Genomic DNA, 20,497 nt, shown 5'->3' on the forward strand with positions numbered 1-20,497 from the left:
ATTTGATATAGTTGACGTTAAATAGTCGTTAATTAATGATAAGGAGTTAGAGAAAATGATGATAAAAATTGCAGTTGTCGGTTCAAAGGAATTTATGGACAACCTTTTTCCCATTGCTCAAAAATTAGAAGGAATAGAAATTGATCCATATATTTACCTTCATCCGGCGGAATCTTCTGAACTATTAAAGTGTTTAAAGCCTTGTGATGTCATCTTTTTCTCAGGTGCTTTACCTTATTATATGGCAAAAGAAATAAGAGAACAATTACGAATTCCAAGTATATACTTACAGCAAGACGAGACAACTGTCGCATCTTCAATTCTTTCTATCATGTATCATCAAAGTATTCAACCACATAACATTTCCATCGATTTAGTAGACCGCTCTTTTATTACAAATGTGTTCCATGATATCGGTATAAAAGAAAGCCCGCAAGTGTTGGATTATGAAAATATGCTGTGGAGTAAAGATGAGATAAATAGAGTTATCGATTTTCATGTAGCTAAATATCAATCTGGAGAGGCTCATTTAGCTTTAACTAGTATTCACGCTGTTTACGACGAGCTTCAAAAAATAGGTGTTCCTTCAGAGCGTATGATTGATCCAACACAATCCATTATACATGGGCTAAAAGATGCAAAAATAAAAGCTGAGTTAGCAAAAAGCTATTCAGCTACTGTTGGTGCTTGTATTATTTCTTCCTTAGAATTACGAACGAGTTTGCTTGAAAAACTAGATGTCATTTCAAAAGAACTACGTGGTTCATTTAAACAAGTGGATGAAATGACATGCATTTTGTATACAACTCGTGGTGATATCGAATCAATTATTAAAACAAATGCGATAGATAACTTGTTTGCGAGCGTAGAAGGAACGATAGCTATTGGATTTGGTTATGGGAAAACCGTGAAAGAAGCGGAGCAAAATGCAAAAATTGCTCAAAGTTTTGCAAAGAACAATCCAATAGATCGTTGTTTTTATATACTAACAAGTGATAAAGATTTGTTTGGTCCGTTCCCGAAAGAACAGAGAGTACAAAGTTTGAAAAATGATAATCCGGAACTAATGAAAATAGCGAAGGAAACAAAGCTTAGTCCGGCCAACTTGTCAAAAATCATTCAATTTAGTCAATCGCACCCGTCATTGAAGTTTACAGCAGCTGATCTTTCTGAGTACTTACAAGTGACTCGAAGATCGACAGAAAGGTTGTTAAAGAAATTAGTTGATTACGGGTATGCTCATATTTGCGGCGAGGAAATGCCCTATCAACAAGGGCGACCTCGCGCACTATATGAACTGAATTTACCGCTATTTTTAAGCTTCTAGTTGAGCTTTTTGTTTCTTTAGTAGTTCTGCTTTTTCAATGTCTGATAGTTTTACAATTGTGAAGCCTGTTATACCATAAATGATTGAGATAATAGGTACGATGAAATTCAAAATAGCATAAGGGGCATATTCAAATGCACCTACGCCAAGTGTAGCGAGAATAAATACACCGCACGTATTCCAAGGAACGAAGACAGAAGTTAATGTTCCGCCATCTTCTAATGCTCTGGATAAGTTTTTTGAATGTAGTCCTTTTTCTGTGTATGCATTTGCGTACATTCTTGAAGGGACAACAATTGAAATATATTGTTCAGAGCAAGTAAGGTTTGTTGCAAAACAAGATGCGATAGTAGAAGCGATAAGCCCTTTTGCTGATTTCGCTAACTTTAAAATTTGATTTACAATTGAGCGAAGAATACCTGTATGTTCTAATACTCCTCCGAAAGTCATAGCGACAATTGTCATCGAGACTGTATTCATCATCGAATCTAAGCCACCGCGGTTAAATAGTTCGTCTACTAGCTTGTTTCCAGTGTCTATAACAAATCCAGCTTGGAGTGCACCGACAGATGCTGAGACAGAACCACCTTGAATAAAGACTTGTGATAAGAACCCTAAAATAATACCGACGAGAATGGCTGGTATGGCAGGAACCTTTTTAGCGACCAATACCATAACGGCTACGGGTATAATGAGTAGGAAAGGTGAGATAACAAAGTTTTGTTGCAATACTTGTAACGTTTGATCGATGCTTTTCGCATCAATATTGTTAGCGCCGAAGCTTCTTCCTAAGACCGCGTAGACGATAAGAGTAATAATTAAACCTGGAACTGTAGTAAATAACATGTGACGAATGTGTGCGAATAAATCTGTATTTGTTAATCCTGCGGCTAAGTTAGTTGTATCTGAAAGCGGTGACATTTTATCGCCAAAATAAGAGCCTGAAATAATGGCACCAGCAACCATTGGAGCTGGGATTCCCATACTTAGGCCAATTCCCATTCCAGCAACACCAATTGTTCCCATTGTAGACCAAGAGCTACCAATTGCTAATGCAACGATAGAACAAATGACGGTAATGGAAACTAAAAATAGTGATGGAGTTAAAAGTTTTAAACCGTAATAAATCATCGTTGCGACGATTCCACCGCCAATCCAAGCACCAATTGTTAAGCCGACAAGAATAATAATGACGATAGCGGGTAATGCAAGACGAATCCCTTTATACATTGCTTCTTCAAGATCATTCCATTTGTAACCATAACGCCAAGCGACAATAGAAGCAACGGTTGTACCGATAATAAGTGGAACGTGAGGGGTTTGTTTTAATACAACAATTGTAACCATCATAACTGCAACGGTAATGATAATAGGGATAATCGCTATTCCAAAAGGTATTTCTTTTTTCATAAAGTTCCTCCTTGTTACGTATGTTTGTTTGTATTTTTAGAATTGTCGTAAAATAGACGTTTATTAGGTTATGATAACTAAAAGTTTATGTAAGCGTCAACATAAAAAACAGAAAATAAGGAATGTTCTAGTTGTTTGTTTAGTTTGTAATATAGGTGAGGAGTAAGCTTTTTAAGTATTTAAAAATAAACAATTGACTTTTTTCTTAAAATTCAATATGTTCATAAAAACATCTGTTTTTCATAAGTATAATTAACCCGAATCGTTTGTAATGTGGGAAGGAGACTGGAACGTTGAAAACATTAGAACTACAAGAGCGCTTAACGGAGATTTTTCAGCATTTACACGAAAACCCTGAAGTAAGTTGGAAAGAATATGAAACGACAGCGTATATTACTGACTTTTTAAAAGAAGAAGGAATTTCATATAGAACATTTGATGATTGTCCAGGTGTAATTGCTGAGATTGGAGGCGGGAATCCAGTTATTGCGATTCGTGCTGATATGGATGCACTTTGGCAAGAAGTAAATGGAGAATTTAAAGCGAACCATTCATGTGGCCATGATGCTCATATGACCATTGTAATGGGACTTATTTTACAATTGAAAAATATGAGATGGAAAAGTGGTACGGTTAGATTTATTTTTCAGCCGGCAGAAGAGAAGGGGAATGGTGCTTTGAAGATGGTGGAGAAAGGTGCTGTAGATGATGCTGATTTCTTATTTGGCGTCCATCTAAGACCAATTGAAGAACTATCTTTGAAACAAGCAGCCCCATCTATTCGTCATGGAGCAGCAGGATTTTTAGAGGGTATGATTCATGGGGAGGATGCACACGGGGCAAGACCACACCAAGGTGTGAATGCAATTGATGTCATTTCCATGATTAATATCGGTTTGAAAAATATTTGGCTGCCACCGCAAAGTTCTTATTCAGTAAAAATGACAAGATGCCAAGCTGGTGGTGATAATTTAAATATTATTCCGGGAAATGGTCATTTCAGTTTAGATGTAAGAGCAGAGAGTAATATACTATTAGAAGAATTAAAGAAAAAGATTGAGCATGTAATAGAATCAGCTGCATCGATGGGGTCGAAAACTTCATACGAATGGATGGATCTTGCACCAGGAGCAGAGGTTTCCGAAGAAGCAGAGCGCTTTATGCGTAAAGGTATTCTCGAAGTGTATGGGGAAGAGAGATGCACAGGGCCTCTCTATACGACAGGAAGCGATGATTTCCATTACTATACAGTGAAAAGACCACATTTAAAAGCTGTCATGCTTGGACTAGGAGCAGACCTACAACCTGGATTACACCATCCGTATATGAGGTTTGATCATAGTTGTATTATGGATGGGGTAGAAATATTGAAACAAACTGTATTGAAAGTGTTAGAAGACAGGGGCTAGAGAGCTCCTGTTTTTTTGTCGTGAATTGTCGGCAAATCGATATATTTGAAAAACCGTTGATATATTTTGAGTTATGATAGATATATTGAGAAAATCGTTAATATAATTTCACGTACCTATTAATTTGATGAAAAATGAGCCTCCAGTACATGGTGTATAATAATAAGTACCATTTTTTAATAGGAGAAAACGAATGAACGAACAATATTACGATGCAGTTTTACATATAAAAACAGTCGGTGAGCAAAAAGGGTTTAACAAGTCTATGCATTATCATCGCTATGAACCGACACCGTATAGCGGGTTAGATGAGTTATTGAATCAATATGAAATACGAAGTAGCGACCGAATTGTAGACTTTGGGTGCGGAAAAGGGCGATTAAACTTTTATATGCATCATAAATGTGGTGCTTCAGCAGTTGGAATTGAAATGAATGAAGAGTTTTATAAAGAAGCGATGGATAATCGAGATCGTTATGCACGAAAGGCACGAAACAGTAAGGGGAAAATTCAATTCCAATGTTGTTTAGCGCAGGAATATGAGATTGATCCACATGATAATAGGTTTTATTTCTTTAATCCATTTTCTGTACAAGTGTTTATGAATGTAGTAAATAACATTTTGCTTTCAGTAGAAGAAACGGGGAGAGAAGTGGATATTATTTTATATTATCCTTCTGAGGACTATATTTTCTTCTTAGAAAATCAGACTGCGTTTGAGCTGAAGAAAGAAGTTAGATTGCCAGGTGCTTATGAGAAGAATGGGAATGAGAGGTTTTTAGTGTATAGATTGGAGTGTTAATGTATGGGTGCTTGGGGAGTAGCACTATTATCAGACGATATTGCTGAAGATATTAAGTTACTGTATAAGGATTTGTTAGCAAATGAATATTCAAATGAGGACGCAAGTAGGATTGTAATTGAGGAATACAAGAATGAATTAGATGATGAAGAGACTATTGTTTTTCGGTTGGTATTTTCTTCCATACAATGGAAGTTAGGGAGACTTCAAGAGAATGTTAAGCAGGAGGCATTGCAAATAATAGAAAGTGGTGCAGATTTAGCCCGTTGGGAAGAAGAACCTAAATTACAGAAGAAACGTGAAGTAGTTTTAAATAAACTAAGAGAGCAGTTACATTCTCGGCAGCCAGAAGCTAAAAAAGTGCCGAAAAGATTTATAGCTAATACTTCTTTAAAAGCAGGTGATGCTGTTAGTTATGAATTAGTATCAGGGAGTTGTATTATTCTTAAAGTCATTGAGATTATTGAGGAATGGCACGGAGATAGGTATCCTCTATTTGAAATATGTGACTGGGAAGGCAAAGAAGTTCCTTCAAAGGAACAAATTAACCAATTTGGTTTAAAGAAAAGGATTTATGAAGATGGAAAGCAAGAAATGATGAAACTTGCTATTTATCCTTCAGGAAAAAGAGATAATCCAACTAAGAGAATGCAAATAGTAGCAGAAAATGTAAAAGTAGTATTGAATGTAGGTACACCTTATACAGTAATGAGTTGGAAGGAACTTGATAACTATTTACATGAAATATAATAAAAAAGACGCGCTACCAATAGGTAGCGCGTCTTTTTTATTAGTTACGGATTAAGTAATCAAATGCACCTAAAGCTGCGTTTGCACCTGAACCCATAGAGATGATGATTTGTTTGTACGGATTATTTGTACAGTCACCTGCAGCAAACACTCCTGGTACGTTTGTAGCGCCGTGCTTGTCTGTTACGATTTCACCGCGAGCGCGTTCAACTGTTTCGCCTAACCAGTCTGTGTTTGGCACAAGACCGATTTGTACGAATACACCTTGTAATTCAACGTGATGAACCTCTTCAGTTTCACGATCGATGTAAGAAATACCGTTTACTTTATCAGTACCAGTGATTTCTTTCGTTTGAACGTTTTTCAGAACAGTTACGTTTGGTAAGCTGTTAAGACGCTCTTGTAATACAGCATCAGCTTTTAATTCTGGCATGAATTCAAGAACAGTTACGTGCTTAACGATACCTGCTAAGTCGATAGCCGCTTCAATACCAGAGTTACCTCCGCCGATAACTGCTACGTCTTTTCCAGTGAATAATGGACCGTCACAGTGTGGGCAGTATGCTACACCTTTATTTTTGAACTCAGCTTCACCTGGTACGCCAACATTACGCCAGCGAGCACCTGTAGAAACGATTACGCTCTTACTTTTCAGAATAGCGCCGTTTTCAAGTTCCACTTCAATAAGTTCTTTTTTCTCTAAACGTTTCGCACGTTGTAGATTCATTACATCGATGTCGTATTCTTTTACGTGCTCTTCAAGGCTTGCTACTAGCTTAGGACCTTCAGTGCGTTTTACGCTGATGAAGTTCTCAATGCCCATAGTATCCATTACTTGACCACCGAAGCGCTCAGCAACGATACCAGTGCGGATGCCTTTACGTGCTGCGTAAATTGCTGCACTTGCACCAGCAGGGCCGCCACCAACAACAAGAACATCGTATGGATCTTTATCAGAAAGCTCTGATGCATCTGGACCGTTACCCATTTTAGCTAAAATTTCTTCAAGTGTCATACGACCGCTTCCGAAAGATTCGCCGTTTAGGTAAACAGTTGGTACTGCCATGATGTCTTTGCTTTCTACTTCCTCTTTGAATGCAGCGCCATCAATCATAGTATGTGTAATACTAGAGTTAAGAACGCTCATTACGTTAAGAGCTTGTACAACATCAGGACAGTTATGACAACTTAGGCTGATATAAGATTCAAAATGATATTCGCCTTGAATGTTTTTAATTTGATCGATTAATTTTTGTTCAATTTTTGGAGCGCGTCCACTTACTTGTAGTAAAGCTAACACTAATGATGTAAATTCGTGTCCTAATGGAATACCAGCGAATACGACACCAGTGTCTTCACCAGGGCGGTTTACGCTAAAGCTTGGTGTTCTCTCTAATTCAACTTTTTCTACTGTAATCTTAGATGACATAGTAGCTAATTCGTCTACTAGAGCTAACATATCTTTAGATACGTTATCGTCTCCTGCGCTTACTTTAAGTAAAATATCGTTCTCCATTAACTGAAGGTATTGGGATAGTTGTGTTTTTATATCTGCATCTAGTATCATTTTGATCGAACTCCTTAGATTTTGCCTACAAGGTCAAGGCTTGGTTTAAGTGTTGCAGAACCCTCTTGCCATTTAGCTGGGCAAACTTCACCTGGGTTGTTACGTACGTATTGAGCAGCTTTAATTTTGTTAACAAGAATGCTTGCGTCACGGCCGATACCGTCAGCATTGATTTCCATAGATTGGATAACGCCGTCTGGATCGATGATGAATGTACCACGAGCAGCAAGACCTTCTTCTTCCATTAAAACGTTGAAGTTTGTAGTGATTGTGCGAGTTGGGTCACCAATCATGATGTACTCGATTTTGCCGATAGTTTCTGAGCTATCATGCCATGCTTTGTGAGTGAAGTGAGTGTCTGTAGATACAGAGTATACTTCAACGCCTAAGTCTTTTAGAGTTGCATATTGGTTTTGTAAGTCTTCAAGTTCAGTTGGGCAAACGAATGTGAAGTCAGCTGGGTAGAAACAAACTACACTCCATTTTCCTTTTAAACTTTCGTCAGTAACTTGGATAAATTCTCCATTATGGTAAGCATTAGCTTTAAACGGTTTTACTTCTGTGCCGATTAATAACATGTTAAAATTCCTCCTAAATGTTGGTTTGAGCATCAAAAAATAGTGTGCTCATAAAATATATTTTTTAATTAACTATAATAATTCTAATTCGATATTAATTATCATATAGAATTGGTTATTTTGTCAAGCGAATAAACCAACTTTATTCCAATTTAATTAATATTTATTCTCAATTAAGGCTATCACGGAATAGAAAGGTAATTTTAAGTCTATAAATTTTAGATGAGTGTTTGAAAAGTTTAATGTGTATGTTAGAGATAGTGTGTAAGTTTAATGTCTTAGGAAAGAAATATTTCTTAGAAGTTATGGTTTTGAAAAGGAACTGCTTACTTCTATTTTACAAAGAATTTTGTGATAAATAAAATAAAATGAATCGGAAAATTTTTGAACAATTTTTGTCATCTCAAATATATAATTAGGAAGTATATTACGATGATAGTTAGAAACATTGACTCAAAGTGCTAACAAGATATAATAAAACCTAGATATACCTTTCAAAAAGAAGAATACATATTTATAGGATGAAAAAATTCAACCTATTATTTTTTATAGCTTTTAGAAAACGCTTACAATTAGTGTGGAGGGGAAACCATGTCTAAGTTCACGAAGTATTTTTTAATGGAAGCTAAAGATGTGATTGCATATGTGAAAGAGAAATTATCTAAGTTTGAAAATGCAAAGGGGTTACAGTGTAAAGAAATAGGTGATGGCAATTTAAATTATGTGTTCCGCGTTTGGGATGAAAAAGAGACCATGTCTGTCATCGTAAAGCAAGCTGGGGATACAGCTCGCATTTCAGAGGAGTTTAAGTTGTCGACGAATCGTATTCGTATAGAATCAGATGTTTTGCAGTTAGAGGAGGAGTTAGCACCTGGACTTGTTCCTAAGGTGTATTTATTTGATAGTGTGATGAATTGTTGCGTAATGGAAGATTTATCGGATCACACAATATTACGTACAGCACTTATAAATCATCAAATATTTCCGAGGCTTGCGGATGATTTAACTACTTTTATGGTAAATACACTTTTATTAACATCGGATGTTGTAATGAATCATAAAGAGAAGAAGGAACTTGTGAAGAATTATATAAATCCTGAATTATGTGAGATTACAGAGGACCTCGTATATTCAGAACCATTTACCAATCATAATAAGCGTAATGAGTTATTTCCGTTAAATGAGGGATGGATTAGGGAACATATTTATAGTGATAAAGAGCTTCGTATGGAAGTAGCGAAACGTAAATTTTCTTTTCTGACGAATGCACAGGCATTACTTCATGGTGATTTACATACTGGTTCTGTTTTTGTAAGAGATGATTCTACAAAGGTTATTGATCCTGAGTTTGCTTTTTATGGACCTATGGGATATGACGTTGGGAATGTAATGGCGAATTTAATGTTTGCTTGGGTGAATGCAGATGCAACGATGCCACCTGGAGCTGAGAAAGATACGTATATGGATTGGTTACAAACTACGATGGTAGAGATAATTGATTTATTTAAGAAGAAGTTTTTAGATGCTTGGGATATTCATGTGACCGAGATTATGGCGAAAGAAGAAGGCTTTAGCGAAGTCTATTTGCAATCTGTATTAGAGGATACGGCTACAGTGACAGGTCTGGAATTAATTCGCCGTATTGTTGGATTAGCGAAAGTAAAAGATATTACTTGTATTGAGAATGAGGAAGCACGTGCTAGAGCGGAGCGAATTTGTCTTCAAGTAGCGAAGCGTTTTATTTTACGAGCGAATCAATATAGAACGGGCACAAGTTTTGTAGAAACGTTAAAAGAACAGTCAACGCACTACGCGAAGTAAGGGGAGAATATGATGGAAGAGCAATTAATACCAATTCAGTGGAAAAATGATGCTTTAGTTTTGTTAGATCAAACGTTATTACCGAATGAAATTGTCTATGAATCTTTTAAAACAGCTGAAAGTGTGTGGGATGCAATACAAGTAATGAAAGTACGAGGTGCACCCGCGATTGGTGTTTCAGCTGCTTATGGAGTGTATTTAGGGATAAAGGAATTTGCTGAAAGTACGGAAGAAGGATTTATGGATGAAGTAAGAAAGGTATGTACATACTTGGCGACATCAAGACCGACTGCAGTAAATTTATTTTGGGCGCTTGAAAGAATGGAAAGTGTAGCGACAGATAATGCTCACTTATCAATCTCACAGCTGAAAAATAGATTACTAGAAGAGGCAAAAGAAATTCATAGAGAAGATGAAGAAATTAACCGTCAAATTGGAGAGCATGCATTAACATTATTCCATGATGAAATGGGAGTATTAACGCACTGTAATGCAGGTGCTTTAGCGACGACTAAGTATGGTACTGCGACGGCTCCAATGTATTTAGCGAAAGAAAAAGGATGGAATTTAAAAATTTATTCGGATGAAACGCGTCCTAGATTACAAGGTTCAACGTTAACAGCATTAGAACTGCAGCGAGCGGGTATTGACGTTACTGTTATTACGGATAATATGGCAGCTATGGTCATGTCACAAGGGAAGATTGATGCAGTAATCGTTGGATGCGACCGTGTGGCAGCAAATGGTGATGTAGCAAATAAAATTGGCACATTAGGCGTATCTATTTTAGCTAAGTACTACAACATTCCGTTTTATGTAGCAGCGCCAACACCGACAATTGATTTAAAGACATCGACAGGAAAAGAAATTCCGATTGAAGAAAGAGATGCTTCTGAAGTGATTAATCGCTTTGGACAATATTCAGCTCCGAAAGAAAGTAAAGTATATAATCCAGCATTTGATGTTACTCCACATGAAAATGTAACAGCGATTATTACAGAAAAAGGGATTGTAAAGGCACCGTTTACGGAGAATTTAAAAAAGCTATTTCAATAAGTAGATAAATATAAAAGTCAGTCATCATAAGCTTCATACTTAGGGGGATGTATATGTTATTACAAAAAGAAAGAGAAGAAATTGTAGCGTATGGAAAGAAAATGATTTCTAGTGGTTTAACAAAGGGGACGGGCGGTAATATTAGTATCTTTAATCGTGAACAAGGTCTTGTTGCGATTAGTCCAAGTGGTTTAGATTATTATGAAACAAAGCCTGAAGATGTAGTTATATTAAACTTAGATGGTGAAGTAGTAGAAGGAGAAAGAAAGCCATCAAGTGAACTAGATATGCACCTTATTTATTATAGAAAGCGTGAAGATATAAATGCGCTTGTACACACACATTCTCCTTATGCAAAGACGATTGCATCATTAGGATGGGAACTTCCTGCAGTATCGTATTTAATTGCTTTTGCAGGCCCGAATGTACGCTGTGCGCCGTATGAGACATTTGGTACGAAGCAATTAGCAGATGCTGCTTTTGAAGGCATGATTGATCGCCGTGCAGTGTTACTTGCGAATCACGGTTTAATTGCTGGGGCAAATAATATAAAAATGGCGTTTACTATTGCAGAAGAGATTGAATTTTGTGCTCAAATTTATTATCAAACAAAAAGCGTCGGAGAACCGAAGTTACTGCCAGAAGACGAGATGGAGAATTTGGCGAAGAAGTTTGAAGGGTATGGGCAACAGTAGAATGAAACAAAAACACCCTCAAGAAAAGATCTTGAGGGTGTTTTTTACGCTTTTTTAAGTAACAAATACATAAAGTAAGGAGCCCCAATTAAAGCAACGACAATACCTGCTGGAATGCCATTAGGATCAACGATATTTCGTCCAATTGTATCTGCTAATAATAATAGCCATCCGCCGATTAAAAGGGCGATAGGCATGAAGATTTGATGTCTTGGACCTACTAAAGATTTCGCGATATGAGGAGCCATTAATCCGATAAAGCTAATTCCTCCTGTTACGGAAACAGCTGCAGCTGCAAGTGCAACGGCTGCAACTAATAAGTACCTGCGTTCTTTTTCAATTTCAATTCCAACGCCGATTGCGACTGGTTCGTTTAATGCTAAGATGTTTAATCGATTTGCTTTATAGAAAATAAACGGAATTAATATGATTAACCATGGGAGCATTGCTAAAACGAAGATCCAGTCATCTCCCCAAATATTTCCGGCAATCCATTTTGAAATAAAGTCTACTTTCATACGATCCGCGGATGAAATAAGGACAATCATCGTTCCAGATAGTGCAAATGCAAAACCGATACCAGTTAATGTTAATCGTATTGGTTGAAGTCCAGTTGATTTACTATATGAAAATACGTAAATTAGAACAGCTGTCAGAAATGCCCCAATAAATCCAACGACAGGTAGTAAGTAAAGAAATGAACCTACGTCTATTGGAAAGTATAAAAAGAAAATAGCAACAGCAACACCAGCCCCAGAGTTAATACCAAGAATACCAGGTTCAGCTAAATCATTTCGGGTAATTCCTTGCAGAATAGCCCCTGATAAAGCGAGAGCCATACCAGCTAATAATGTAATGACAATTCTAGGTAGTCTTAAAGAGTATAAAACGAACTCCTCTTTAAAAGTCCCTTGCCCCATTAATGTTGGGAGTAGTCGATCATAAGATAAAGATGCTGAACCAAGTCCCATTCCAATTACAATGGTTGTGATGATTACTATAAGTAAAGCGAGTATAATGAGACGCTGTTTTCTTAAAATAGATTGCATCATGAGAATGTTTTTCCTCCTTTACGTACAATAAATAGGAAGAATGGTAATCCTACAATCGCGACAATTGCCGCAACTGGTGTTTCGTACGGAGCGTTAATAGTACGTCCGATTGTATCTGCAAGTAGCATAAAGGAAGCTCCAGCAATTGCTGACATCGGTATAACAAATCGGTAATCTGGACCGACAATTGGGCGTACCATGTGAGGTACCATTAAACCGATAAATGCCATATTTCCAACAAGCGCTACAGATGCACCTGCAAGTAAGATAATAATGATAAATAAAATAGTTTTAATAACAATAATTTTTTGACCTAGTCCAATAGCCACTTCCTCACTGAAACTAAGAACTGTCAATTTTTTTGCTAGTAAGATAGCGATAAAGATACTAATTGAAATGACTGGAATAATAATTTTTAATTGGCTCCAAGTTGTTCCAATTACGCCCCCAGCAGTCCAAAGTGATACATCTTGTGAAATTTTAAAGTAAATGCCAATTCCTTCTGAAATTGCGAGTAGAAATGCTGAAACTGCAGCGCCCGCTAATACAATTCGAAGAGGAGAAAGGCCGCCTTTTTTCACCATACCAATTCCAAATACCATAATTGCGCCAATTGCAGCACCGATAAAGCAAGCTAACGTTAAGTAAAGATAGCTGATGGAAGGATTGAAAGCAAGTGTTAGTGCAAGCGCAGCATTTGCTCCACCAGATAGCCCTAATAATCCAGGGTCCGCAAGTGGATTTCGTGTTAATCCTTGCATAATTGCTCCAGAAACGGCTAATCCAGCTCCTACAAAAATAGCAGCAACTTCACGTGGTAAACGTATTTCTCGAATAATAGATATTTTGTCTCCTTTAGCGGAGGAAGTGAGTGCTAACCATACATCTTTTATCGAAGTATCTGCAGCACCTAATACCATTGCAACCATAAAAATAAGAAAGAATGCAATTAAGCTTAAAATTAGTTTGTATGTAAAAGCTATAGAACGTGGATTGTCATGATCTTTTGTCATTCGTTTCACATCTTTTCTGTTCATAGAATAAAGGAAGAGGAATTCTTAAATTAAGAATTCCTCATGTTTGTATTATTTACCAAGAAAGCTCTTCTTGAAGAAGTCTAGTTGGAAATCTAATGTAAGTGGATCATTGAAATAGAATTCCATCATGTTTGCTTCATATACGCGATTATTTTTTACTGCTGGGATGTTTTTATATGATTCTGTCTCTTGGAATGAGTTATCAGTATCTTTGTTTTTACTTACGATTAAGTAATCGCCAGCAAATTCAGGTAATACCTCAGTAGATAATGCGTAGTAACCTTCTTTTAATGCTTTTTCTTTTACTTTTTCAGGCATTTTTAATTTCATTTCTTGGTACAGAATTTCTGTTCCACGGCCCCAGTTCTCGCCGTATACATAAAGCTGTTTGTTGAAGTTTTCTACAACAGAAACTGTTGCATCTTCACCGATTTTTGCTTTAATTTCTTTGCCAGCTTCTTGTGCACGTTTCTTGAAGTCATCAACCCAAGTTTTTGCTTCTTTTTCTTTATTTAATAACTTACCGATTTCTAAATGCTGTGTTAAGTAATCAACTTTTCCGTAAGTGTATGTTACAGTAGGCGCGATTTTCTTTAACTTATCGACATTTTTAACATTTGATAAACCGATGATTAAATCTGGATTTAGTTCAGCGATTTTTTCAACATTTTCATCAGATACTTCAGCAACATCTTTAAGTTTGCTATCAAAACGTGGGTTTTGTTTAGACCATGAATCTACCCCAACAAGATTTACACCTAATGACATTACGTTACCAGCGAATGATGATAATACAACAACGCGTTTTGGATTTGCAGGAACTTCTACTTTTTTACCATCTTCAGATTGGTATGTAATTGTTTCTGATTTGCTACCTTTTGCATCGTTCTTTTTGTCTGTAGAGCTATTGCTACAAGCGCTCATAACAAGAACGAAAAGGACTGTTAGTGAAATAAATAACTTTTTCATCGTCTTTCTCCTTTAACATAGATGATATGTGTATACAATAATTTGTTTAACTGCAATCTTTTTGAAATAGTAGTGGTAATGCAAAATAATTTATTAAAAATCTTGAATATGAGATTTTATAATATAGTAATAACCATATTAATGAAAGAAGATGTAATCTCAAATTTGCTAATTATTAACAAAATGATAATGATTATCACTATTGATTCTTTAAATAATATAATTTTATATAGGTGTATTGTCAATAGTAATTTTGATTGTAAATTTTGCGGAAACAGGTTATATTTTATTGAGAATGATAATCAATGATTAATAGCTGAGGAGTGAGCACGAATGAATCGAGAAGAATTGTTTGATGTAACCGTGATAGGCGGAGGACCTGCAGGGCTTTATTCAGCTTTTTATAGTGGACTCAGAGAAATGAGAACGAAAATAATAGAATTTCAACCACATTTAGGTGGAAAAATACATGTGTATCCGGAAAAAATGATTTGGGATGTAGGAGGACTATTGCCAGTTACAGGTGATAAGTTAATTGAACAACTTGTACAGCAAGGGTTAACATTTAAGCCGGAAGTTGTATTAGGTACAAAAGTAGAATCGATTATTCGTAATCAAGATGGTACTTTTACATTAAAAACAAGTACTGGCGAAGAACACTTTTCAAAAACAGTTATCGTCGCAACAGGAAGTGGTATATTGAAACCGCAAAAGTTATCTATTGAAGGTGCTGAGCGATTTGAAGTATCGAATTTAAATTATACAGTTAAATCTTTAAAGCGTTTCAAAGGTAAAACAGTTATTATTTCCGGTGGAGGCAATTCTGCTGTTGATTGGGCAAATGAATTAGAACCAATTGCGAAAAAAGTGTTTGTAACCTATAGAAAAGAAGAATTATCTGGTCATGAAGCACAAGTAAAACAACTTATGAACAGCTCAGCGGAGTGTTTCTTTAATACATCGATTACAAAATTAATTGCTGGTGATAATCATGAAGCGATCGAATATGTAGAATTAACAAATCATGAAACAGGTGAGGTTTCTCATTTACCTATTGATGAAGTTATTATTAATCATGGATATGAACGCGACATTACATTATTAGAAAATAGTGAGTTAGACGTTGCAATTATAGATAATTATTATATTGCAGGTAATGCAAATAGTGAGTCTTCAGTAGATGGATTATATGCTGCTGGAGATATTTTAAAGCACGAAGGGAAACTACACTTAATTGCAGGTGCATTCCAAGATGCTGGAAATGCTGTGAATAAAGCAAAACAATTTATCCAACCAGATGCAAGTGAGTATGGAATGGTTTCTTCTCATAATGAAGTATTTAAGAAGAGAAATCGCGAACTGATTAAGCAGATGATGAAATAATAAGGAACAAGCATACCCCCACGTATTTCTCTATTCCAATGGATGAGAGATGTACGTGGGGGTTTTCCTGTTTACTATATTTTCTATCATTATAATGACACCGGTTTCATCAGTTCATATGATATGAACATTTTATTGGTAAAGCATCCTAGAAAACAATTTAGCTATGTTTTGCTTACGCAGAACATGGCTAAATTACGCTGTCCCTTTAGCGCGTTCATTAGGAAATGGCATATTTAGTATAGAAGCAATATACTGTTTTCCATGCATTCGAGCTAATGATTCTAATATTTGGCGAACACGTTTTGTAAGATGACCTTGTTTTTTGATGGCTTCACAATATGCGTCATAGAAGGCATATTTAGCCCAAAGGAAATCATCTTGTTGGAATAAGAAATGATTTTTGTACCATTCACCAATTGTATGATAACAATTGTTTTCATGTATTGCTGTGCTTTGAGAAAGAAAACGATCAGATAAAGATACATTCAAATGAGAAATTGTGTTTTCTGTTTCAACTTGTAGTGTTTTTTCTAACATTGTAATGATGTGACGAGTAGCCATATGTTAACTCTCCTTTGTGTAAATGGGTAATACCATTCTATATTTAAAAAATTCTTACTATATAATACTATACAATATATGGAATGCATCTACCTGCTTTTTGAACTGCATTTACAAAATCTTTTTTATTTGTTTACAAAAATAAAGTAAAGTAAGATACAGTATAGATGAAAAAATAATAAAGGAATGAACGCATTGTATATAACAGTAGAAGAGACTGCGGAGTATTTGAATTTACCAAAATCGTATATTGAAGAGTTAATTCAGCAAAAGAAAATTCGTGCGCTATTCGATGGAGAGCAATATTTAGTAAATAAAGAACAATTCAATACGCATTTAGAACAAATGGAGAAATATAAGCAATTAGTGGAAGAAATATTGAACGAACCAATTCCAGAAGATATGGATGTTAAAGACGAAGATTAAACTATGGGAAATCCCTTATGAAGATATGCAGAAATGTATCTTCATAAGGGGTTTTTTGTTTAAAGATATCAAAAACATAAGGAGTTCTTAGCCTTTCTTCAAATTTTGATAGGTAGTAGTCTACCATGTTAAAAGCATATTTTTTTCTAGCTAGGACAAACATAGAGAACGTAACCTGTACAGATACATATACTATCAGTGCAAAAGCTTATAAATTAATGGAAGGGGTTTTCTCGTGAGTTTATTTCATTGTGATTTTTTGAAAGACTTAATTGGATCTTTTGTGAGAGTAAACAGGGGTGGTCCAGAATCTCAAAAAGGAACAATAATATCAGTATGTCCGGACTACTTTGTATTGCAGAATGAAAAAGGTGAGCTTTATTACTATCAACTTAGTCATCTAAAAAGTATTACAAAAAATGCGAAAGAATGTGGATCAAGTGATGGTGAGTGGGAAGATTGCGAATGTGCAGACGACTTTGAAGCACTACTTGAAAGTTTCAAATATTGCTGGGTGAAAATTAATCGCGGTGGTCCAGAGAAAGTGGAAGGCATTTTGCAAGATGTTTCTTGTGACTTCGTTACATTAATTGTAAAAGAAGAAGTTATATTAATTGCAATAAAGCATATTAAAAGTGTTAACTATAATGCATTAGCATGCGGAGAGAGCGATGAGAGCGACGATAGTAACAGTAAGGAAAGTAGTAGCGATAACTCAGGTCGCGCTCGTGCACAAAGACAATCAAGTAGAGGAAGATAATAAGAAAGGGGGATACGAAATTGGAGAACGTATTATGCTGTGACCAAATTAGATGTTTAGTTGGTGAGAATGTAAAAGTAAATCTTCGTGGACCAGAAAGTCGAGTTGGTGAGCTCGTATCGTTAGGAAAAGATTATCTAACGTTACAGTTACCTCATGGTGAACTAGTATATTATCAGTTGAAACATGTGAAGAGTCTAGTGAAGAAAGTGAAAGAAAGTAAATGTGGCGATTGCTATAGTTCATGTTTCTGCTCTGATGAGGATACTTTTCTAGATATATTAAAAGACTTGAAGTATAAGTGGGTAAAAATTAATCGTGGCGGTCCAGAGTGTGTGGAAGGTTTATTAAGTGAGGTACACCATGGCTGTATTACACTAGTAAACGGCGATGAAGTTATTTATGTAATTAAGTCTCATATTAAGAGTGTGAGTCAAGTAGTTAAATGTAAAAAGAATGAAGATGAATAATGTTTAATAAATAAGAGGGGCATTATGAGGGAAAGAGAAGAACAATTTCTTATTTCGATAGTATGAAAAGGAATTACTTACTATTAAAACAGAACTTTGCCCTGATTATTTTTTTAGAAATGGAAGACAGGTAAGAAGAAATTCATAGGAAGGAGGATATAGATGAATGAGTTAAACAAAAGTATTGGAGAAAATATATATGTTAAATTAATCGGTGAAAAAAGGTTTAAAGGTGTATTAATTGATGTAGGAAATGATATCGTTGTTCTTTACAATGGACAAGATTACGTATATATATCTTTATATCATGTACAATACTATAAATTTTTAAGACCATATGACGAAGAAATATTAAAACCAGATGTTGATTCTGTAATTAAGAGGGAATCCCCTTCAATTTCTTTGAGAAAAGTATTAAGTACTTCTAAAGGGATTTTTACAGAAGTTTATGTAGCAGGAAATGCTCCAATACATGGTTATGTTACAAGTGTGATGAACGATTATATTGTTTTTTATAGTCCGGTTTATAAAACGGTATATATATCTTTAAAACACTTGAAATGGTTAATTCCGTATAAAGAAAATCAAGTGCCTTATGCCCTCAATAAAAATGAACTCCCCGTGAATCCGTTAAATATTACGTTAGCTCGAACGTTTGAAGAACAGCTTATTAAAATGGCTGGGAAAATTATGGTGTTCGATTTAGGTGAGGAGTCCAATAAAATTGGAAAAATGGCGAAAATTGATGAAGGTCATATTGAAATATCAAAAGCACGTGATGCGAAAATGTATGTAAATATTCAACATGTAAAATCTGTCCATTGTCCGTAAGCTAGTTGAAAGGGCTGGCTTTTTCTTTTATATGCAGAAGAAAAGGTCGAGCCTATTTGTTTAGCTCGATTTGAATATGAGGGGAAAATGAATTGAATATAAATATATTATGGTGTGATTTTTTTGAGAAAATTTTGCACTAATTTATAAAGAAATATGTACGAGCTATCTTTTTATGTATTCAATTTATTTTTTGAGGAGGAGCTGCTCAACTAATTTATTAAAGGGGTTTTGTTTGTGGAGCAGTTTCCGAATTCGTTATCAATTACATTGCTTGGTAGTGCTGGTGGAGCAGCAAAAGCAGTTTTAGCAATTTTAAATCAAGCGATAGCAAATGAAAAAGATCCAATTTATAAAGTATTAAAGAATGCCAAATTTCATTTGGTGGATATAAAACAAAAAGATAGGATTTATTATGATGAGTTGTTTTCGAATCTGAAAGGTCAATTATATTTATATGAAATAAACCTTCAAAATGTAGTGGAATTTAAAAAGCATTTAAAAGAAAAAAGAACGAGTGTTGTGATTGATGTTTCAGGGGCAGATACGATTAGAGTATTAAGCTGCTGTAATGAACTAGGAATTTGTTATATTAATTCAGCCTTGGAAAATGAGGCAGTAGATCAGGACGATAGCTTAATCGGCTTTCAGCTTACGGAAAGATATACAAGGTTTGAGAAGGAGAAAGAGAAATTTACAAATACAAAAGCGATTATAGGTTCAGGTATGAATCCAGGTGTTGTTCAATGGATGGTTGTTGAGCTTATGAAGGAACGACCAAATGAAAGGCCCAGAGCATGTTATATTGTAGAACATGACACATCATTTTTGAATGATACAGCACTTATAAAGCCACATACACTTTATGCTTCATGGGCAGTAGAGCGATTTTTAGATGAAGCGATCTGGAGTTATCCGATGTATATGAGTCATCATCGTCCTCTTTACTTTTATGAAGATGTATATGCTTCAGAGTATAAAGTGAAGTTAGGAGAAAAAGAATTCTATGGTTGTTTAATGCCACATGAGGAAGTATTAATTTTAGGGAAAAACTTCAATATGGAAGTTGGTTTTCTTTATCGAATTAATGAGTATACAACAAATATAATTAGACAGAACTTAGATCAAGTAGAAGATTTATGGAACTGGAATCGTAAAGTGTTTAATCCAGCGGAAGAAGAGGTTGCTGGAGAGGACTTGGTCGGTGTGTTACTCGTTTATGAAAATAGTGAGACATATATGTATAATGTGATGAATAGTAGCCAAGTTTTTCGTAAATATAAAACGAATGCAACGTATTTTCAGGTAGGGTGCGGGATTTATGCGGGCTTGTCCAGTTTACTTTTAGATCAATTCGAACAAGGTGCTTATTACGTCGAGGAGTTGTTATTAAATACAGAAAGTAAGTACGGTGAGTATTTAAATTTATATATGAAGGATTTTGTAATGGGGCATAATAATTTTACGGATGGATTGTTACATGACAGGGTAAGATGGATGTAAGTTGTTACTAAAAGGAAGGAGAGATCTCCTTCCTTTCAGTATTATAAGGTTAAATATTGCCCTGAAAGCAATTTCATACTTATACTT

General features: G+C 35.4%; 20 protein-coding genes. 13 read left to right on the forward strand and 7 right to left on the reverse strand.

Features of this window, described 5'->3' with window-relative positions; genetic code table 11:
* The first annotated feature begins 55 nt into the window (after positions 1 to 55).
* Positions 56 to 1,327 (forward strand): hypothetical protein, encoded by a 1,272-nt coding sequence (locus ACS2FK_RS24660; RefSeq protein ID WP_000972797.1) that lies wholly within the window; start codon positions 56 to 58, stop codon positions 1,325 to 1,327.
* Here ACS2FK_RS24660 and nhaC read toward each other — a convergent pair.
* Positions 1,316 to 2,737 (reverse strand): Na+/H+ antiporter NhaC, encoded by a 1,422-nt coding sequence (gene nhaC, locus ACS2FK_RS24665; RefSeq protein WP_063546295.1) that lies wholly within the window; start codon positions 2,735 to 2,737, stop codon positions 1,316 to 1,318. The two genes, ACS2FK_RS24660 and nhaC, sit on opposite strands and share 12 nt — an antisense overlap.
* A gap of 293 nt (positions 2,738 to 3,030) precedes the next feature.
* Between nhaC and ACS2FK_RS24670 the strand changes: the two genes are divergently transcribed.
* The 3 genes from ACS2FK_RS24670 to ACS2FK_RS24680 all read left to right on the forward strand — a co-directional run bounded on the left by ACS2FK_RS24670 (position 3,031) and on the right by ACS2FK_RS24680 (position 5,698).
* Positions 3,031 to 4,146, forward strand: coding sequence for a M20 peptidase aminoacylase family protein (locus tag ACS2FK_RS24670; RefSeq protein WP_000853516.1), 1,116 nt, complete (start codon positions 3,031 to 3,033; stop codon positions 4,144 to 4,146).
* A gap of 193 nt (positions 4,147 to 4,339) precedes the next feature.
* On the forward strand, positions 4,340 to 4,948 hold the full coding sequence (locus ACS2FK_RS24675; protein WP_001005624.1) for an SAM-dependent methyltransferase: 609 nt from the start codon (positions 4,340 to 4,342) through the stop codon (positions 4,946 to 4,948).
* Between the two features lie 3 nt (positions 4,949 to 4,951).
* Positions 4,952 to 5,698 (forward strand): hypothetical protein, encoded by a 747-nt coding sequence (locus ACS2FK_RS24680; RefSeq protein ID WP_063546297.1) that lies wholly within the window; start codon positions 4,952 to 4,954, stop codon positions 5,696 to 5,698.
* Positions 5,699 to 5,738: 40 nt separating this feature from the next.
* On the opposite strand, the gene ahpF is transcribed toward ACS2FK_RS24680, so the two are convergent.
* Positions 5,739 to 7,265, reverse strand: coding sequence for an alkyl hydroperoxide reductase subunit F (gene ahpF / locus ACS2FK_RS24685; protein ID WP_053565379.1), 1,527 nt, complete (start codon positions 7,263 to 7,265; stop codon positions 5,739 to 5,741).
* A gap of 14 nt (positions 7,266 to 7,279) precedes the next feature.
* The gene (gene ahpC, locus ACS2FK_RS24690; protein WP_000924420.1) at positions 7,280 to 7,843 is read right to left on the reverse strand and encodes an alkyl hydroperoxide reductase subunit C; all 564 of its coding nucleotides are present in this window, start codon (positions 7,841 to 7,843) and stop codon (positions 7,280 to 7,282) included.
* Between the two features lie 591 nt (positions 7,844 to 8,434).
* Here ahpC and mtnK point away from each other — a divergent pair.
* From mtnK to ACS2FK_RS24705, 3 genes are read left to right on the forward strand one after another with little or no spacing between them, the layout of a single operon-like run.
* A complete protein-coding gene (gene mtnK / locus ACS2FK_RS24695; protein ID WP_063546299.1) occupies positions 8,435 to 9,664 on the forward strand; it encodes an S-methyl-5-thioribose kinase in 1,230 nt (409 codons plus the stop codon).
* Between the two features lie 9 nt (positions 9,665 to 9,673).
* Positions 9,674 to 10,720 (forward strand): S-methyl-5-thioribose-1-phosphate isomerase, encoded by a 1,047-nt coding sequence (gene mtnA / locus ACS2FK_RS24700; protein WP_080469725.1) that lies wholly within the window; start codon positions 9,674 to 9,676, stop codon positions 10,718 to 10,720.
* A gap of 53 nt (positions 10,721 to 10,773) precedes the next feature.
* A complete protein-coding gene (locus ACS2FK_RS24705; protein ID WP_000926548.1) occupies positions 10,774 to 11,415 on the forward strand; it encodes an L-fuculose-phosphate aldolase in 642 nt (213 codons plus the stop codon).
* 44 nt (positions 11,416 to 11,459) lie between these two features.
* On the opposite strand, the gene ACS2FK_RS24710 is transcribed toward ACS2FK_RS24705, so the two are convergent.
* From ACS2FK_RS24710 to ACS2FK_RS24720, 3 genes are read right to left on the reverse strand one after another with little or no spacing between them, the layout of a single operon-like run.
* On the reverse strand, positions 11,460 to 12,467 hold the full coding sequence (locus tag ACS2FK_RS24710) for a FecCD family ABC transporter permease (RefSeq protein ID WP_063546303.1): 1,008 nt from the start codon (positions 12,465 to 12,467) through the stop codon (positions 11,460 to 11,462).
* Positions 12,464 to 13,504, reverse strand: a complete 1,041-nt coding sequence (locus ACS2FK_RS24715) for a FecCD family ABC transporter permease (protein WP_002025239.1) — start codon at positions 13,502 to 13,504, stop codon at positions 12,464 to 12,466. The genes ACS2FK_RS24710 and ACS2FK_RS24715 overlap by 4 nt, the downstream gene beginning before the upstream one ends.
* A gap of 48 nt (positions 13,505 to 13,552) precedes the next feature.
* The gene (locus ACS2FK_RS24720; RefSeq protein ID WP_000732597.1) at positions 13,553 to 14,473 is read right to left on the reverse strand and encodes an iron-hydroxamate ABC transporter substrate-binding protein; all 921 of its coding nucleotides are present in this window, start codon (positions 14,471 to 14,473) and stop codon (positions 13,553 to 13,555) included.
* 333 nt (positions 14,474 to 14,806) lie between these two features.
* Between ACS2FK_RS24720 and ACS2FK_RS24725 the strand changes: the two genes are divergently transcribed.
* The gene (locus ACS2FK_RS24725) at positions 14,807 to 15,856 is read left to right on the forward strand and encodes an NAD(P)/FAD-dependent oxidoreductase (RefSeq protein ID WP_063546305.1); all 1,050 of its coding nucleotides are present in this window, start codon (positions 14,807 to 14,809) and stop codon (positions 15,854 to 15,856) included.
* A gap of 195 nt (positions 15,857 to 16,051) precedes the next feature.
* On the opposite strand, the gene ACS2FK_RS24730 is transcribed toward ACS2FK_RS24725, so the two are convergent.
* Entirely contained in the window at positions 16,052 to 16,420 is a 369-nt protein-coding gene (locus ACS2FK_RS24730; RefSeq protein WP_000235475.1) for a hypothetical protein, read from the reverse strand.
* A 186-nt stretch (positions 16,421 to 16,606) separates the two neighbouring features.
* Here ACS2FK_RS24730 and ACS2FK_RS24735 point away from each other — a divergent pair, with 186 nt between their 5' ends.
* The 5 genes from ACS2FK_RS24735 (at position 16,607) to ACS2FK_RS24755 (ending at position 20,410) form a co-directional block, all read left to right on the forward strand.
* The gene (locus tag ACS2FK_RS24735; protein ID WP_001998970.1) at positions 16,607 to 16,846 is read left to right on the forward strand and encodes a helix-turn-helix domain-containing protein; all 240 of its coding nucleotides are present in this window, start codon (positions 16,607 to 16,609) and stop codon (positions 16,844 to 16,846) included.
* A 235-nt stretch (positions 16,847 to 17,081) separates the two neighbouring features.
* Complete coding sequence (locus ACS2FK_RS24740; protein WP_063546307.1) at positions 17,082 to 17,606, forward strand: hypothetical protein; 525 nt, start codon at positions 17,082 to 17,084, stop codon at positions 17,604 to 17,606.
* Positions 17,607 to 17,626: 20 nt separating this feature from the next.
* Positions 17,627 to 18,076 carry a hypothetical protein gene (locus ACS2FK_RS24745; protein ID WP_063546309.1) on the forward strand — a complete coding sequence of 150 codons (450 nt, stop codon included), beginning with the start codon at positions 17,627 to 17,629 and terminating at the stop codon, positions 18,074 to 18,076.
* Between the two features lie 162 nt (positions 18,077 to 18,238).
* Entirely contained in the window at positions 18,239 to 18,907 is a 669-nt protein-coding gene (locus ACS2FK_RS24750) for a hypothetical protein (RefSeq protein WP_063546311.1), read from the forward strand.
* 237 nt (positions 18,908 to 19,144) lie between these two features.
* A complete protein-coding gene (locus ACS2FK_RS24755) occupies positions 19,145 to 20,410 on the forward strand; it encodes a hypothetical protein (protein WP_063546313.1) in 1,266 nt (421 codons plus the stop codon).
* The last annotated feature ends 87 nt before the right edge of the window (positions 20,411 to 20,497 follow it).

It is taken from the genome of Bacillus cereus group sp. BceL220, assembly GCF_051776965.1.
Lineage (GTDB): Bacteria > Bacillota > Bacilli > Bacillales > Bacillaceae_G > Bacillus_A > Bacillus_A cereus.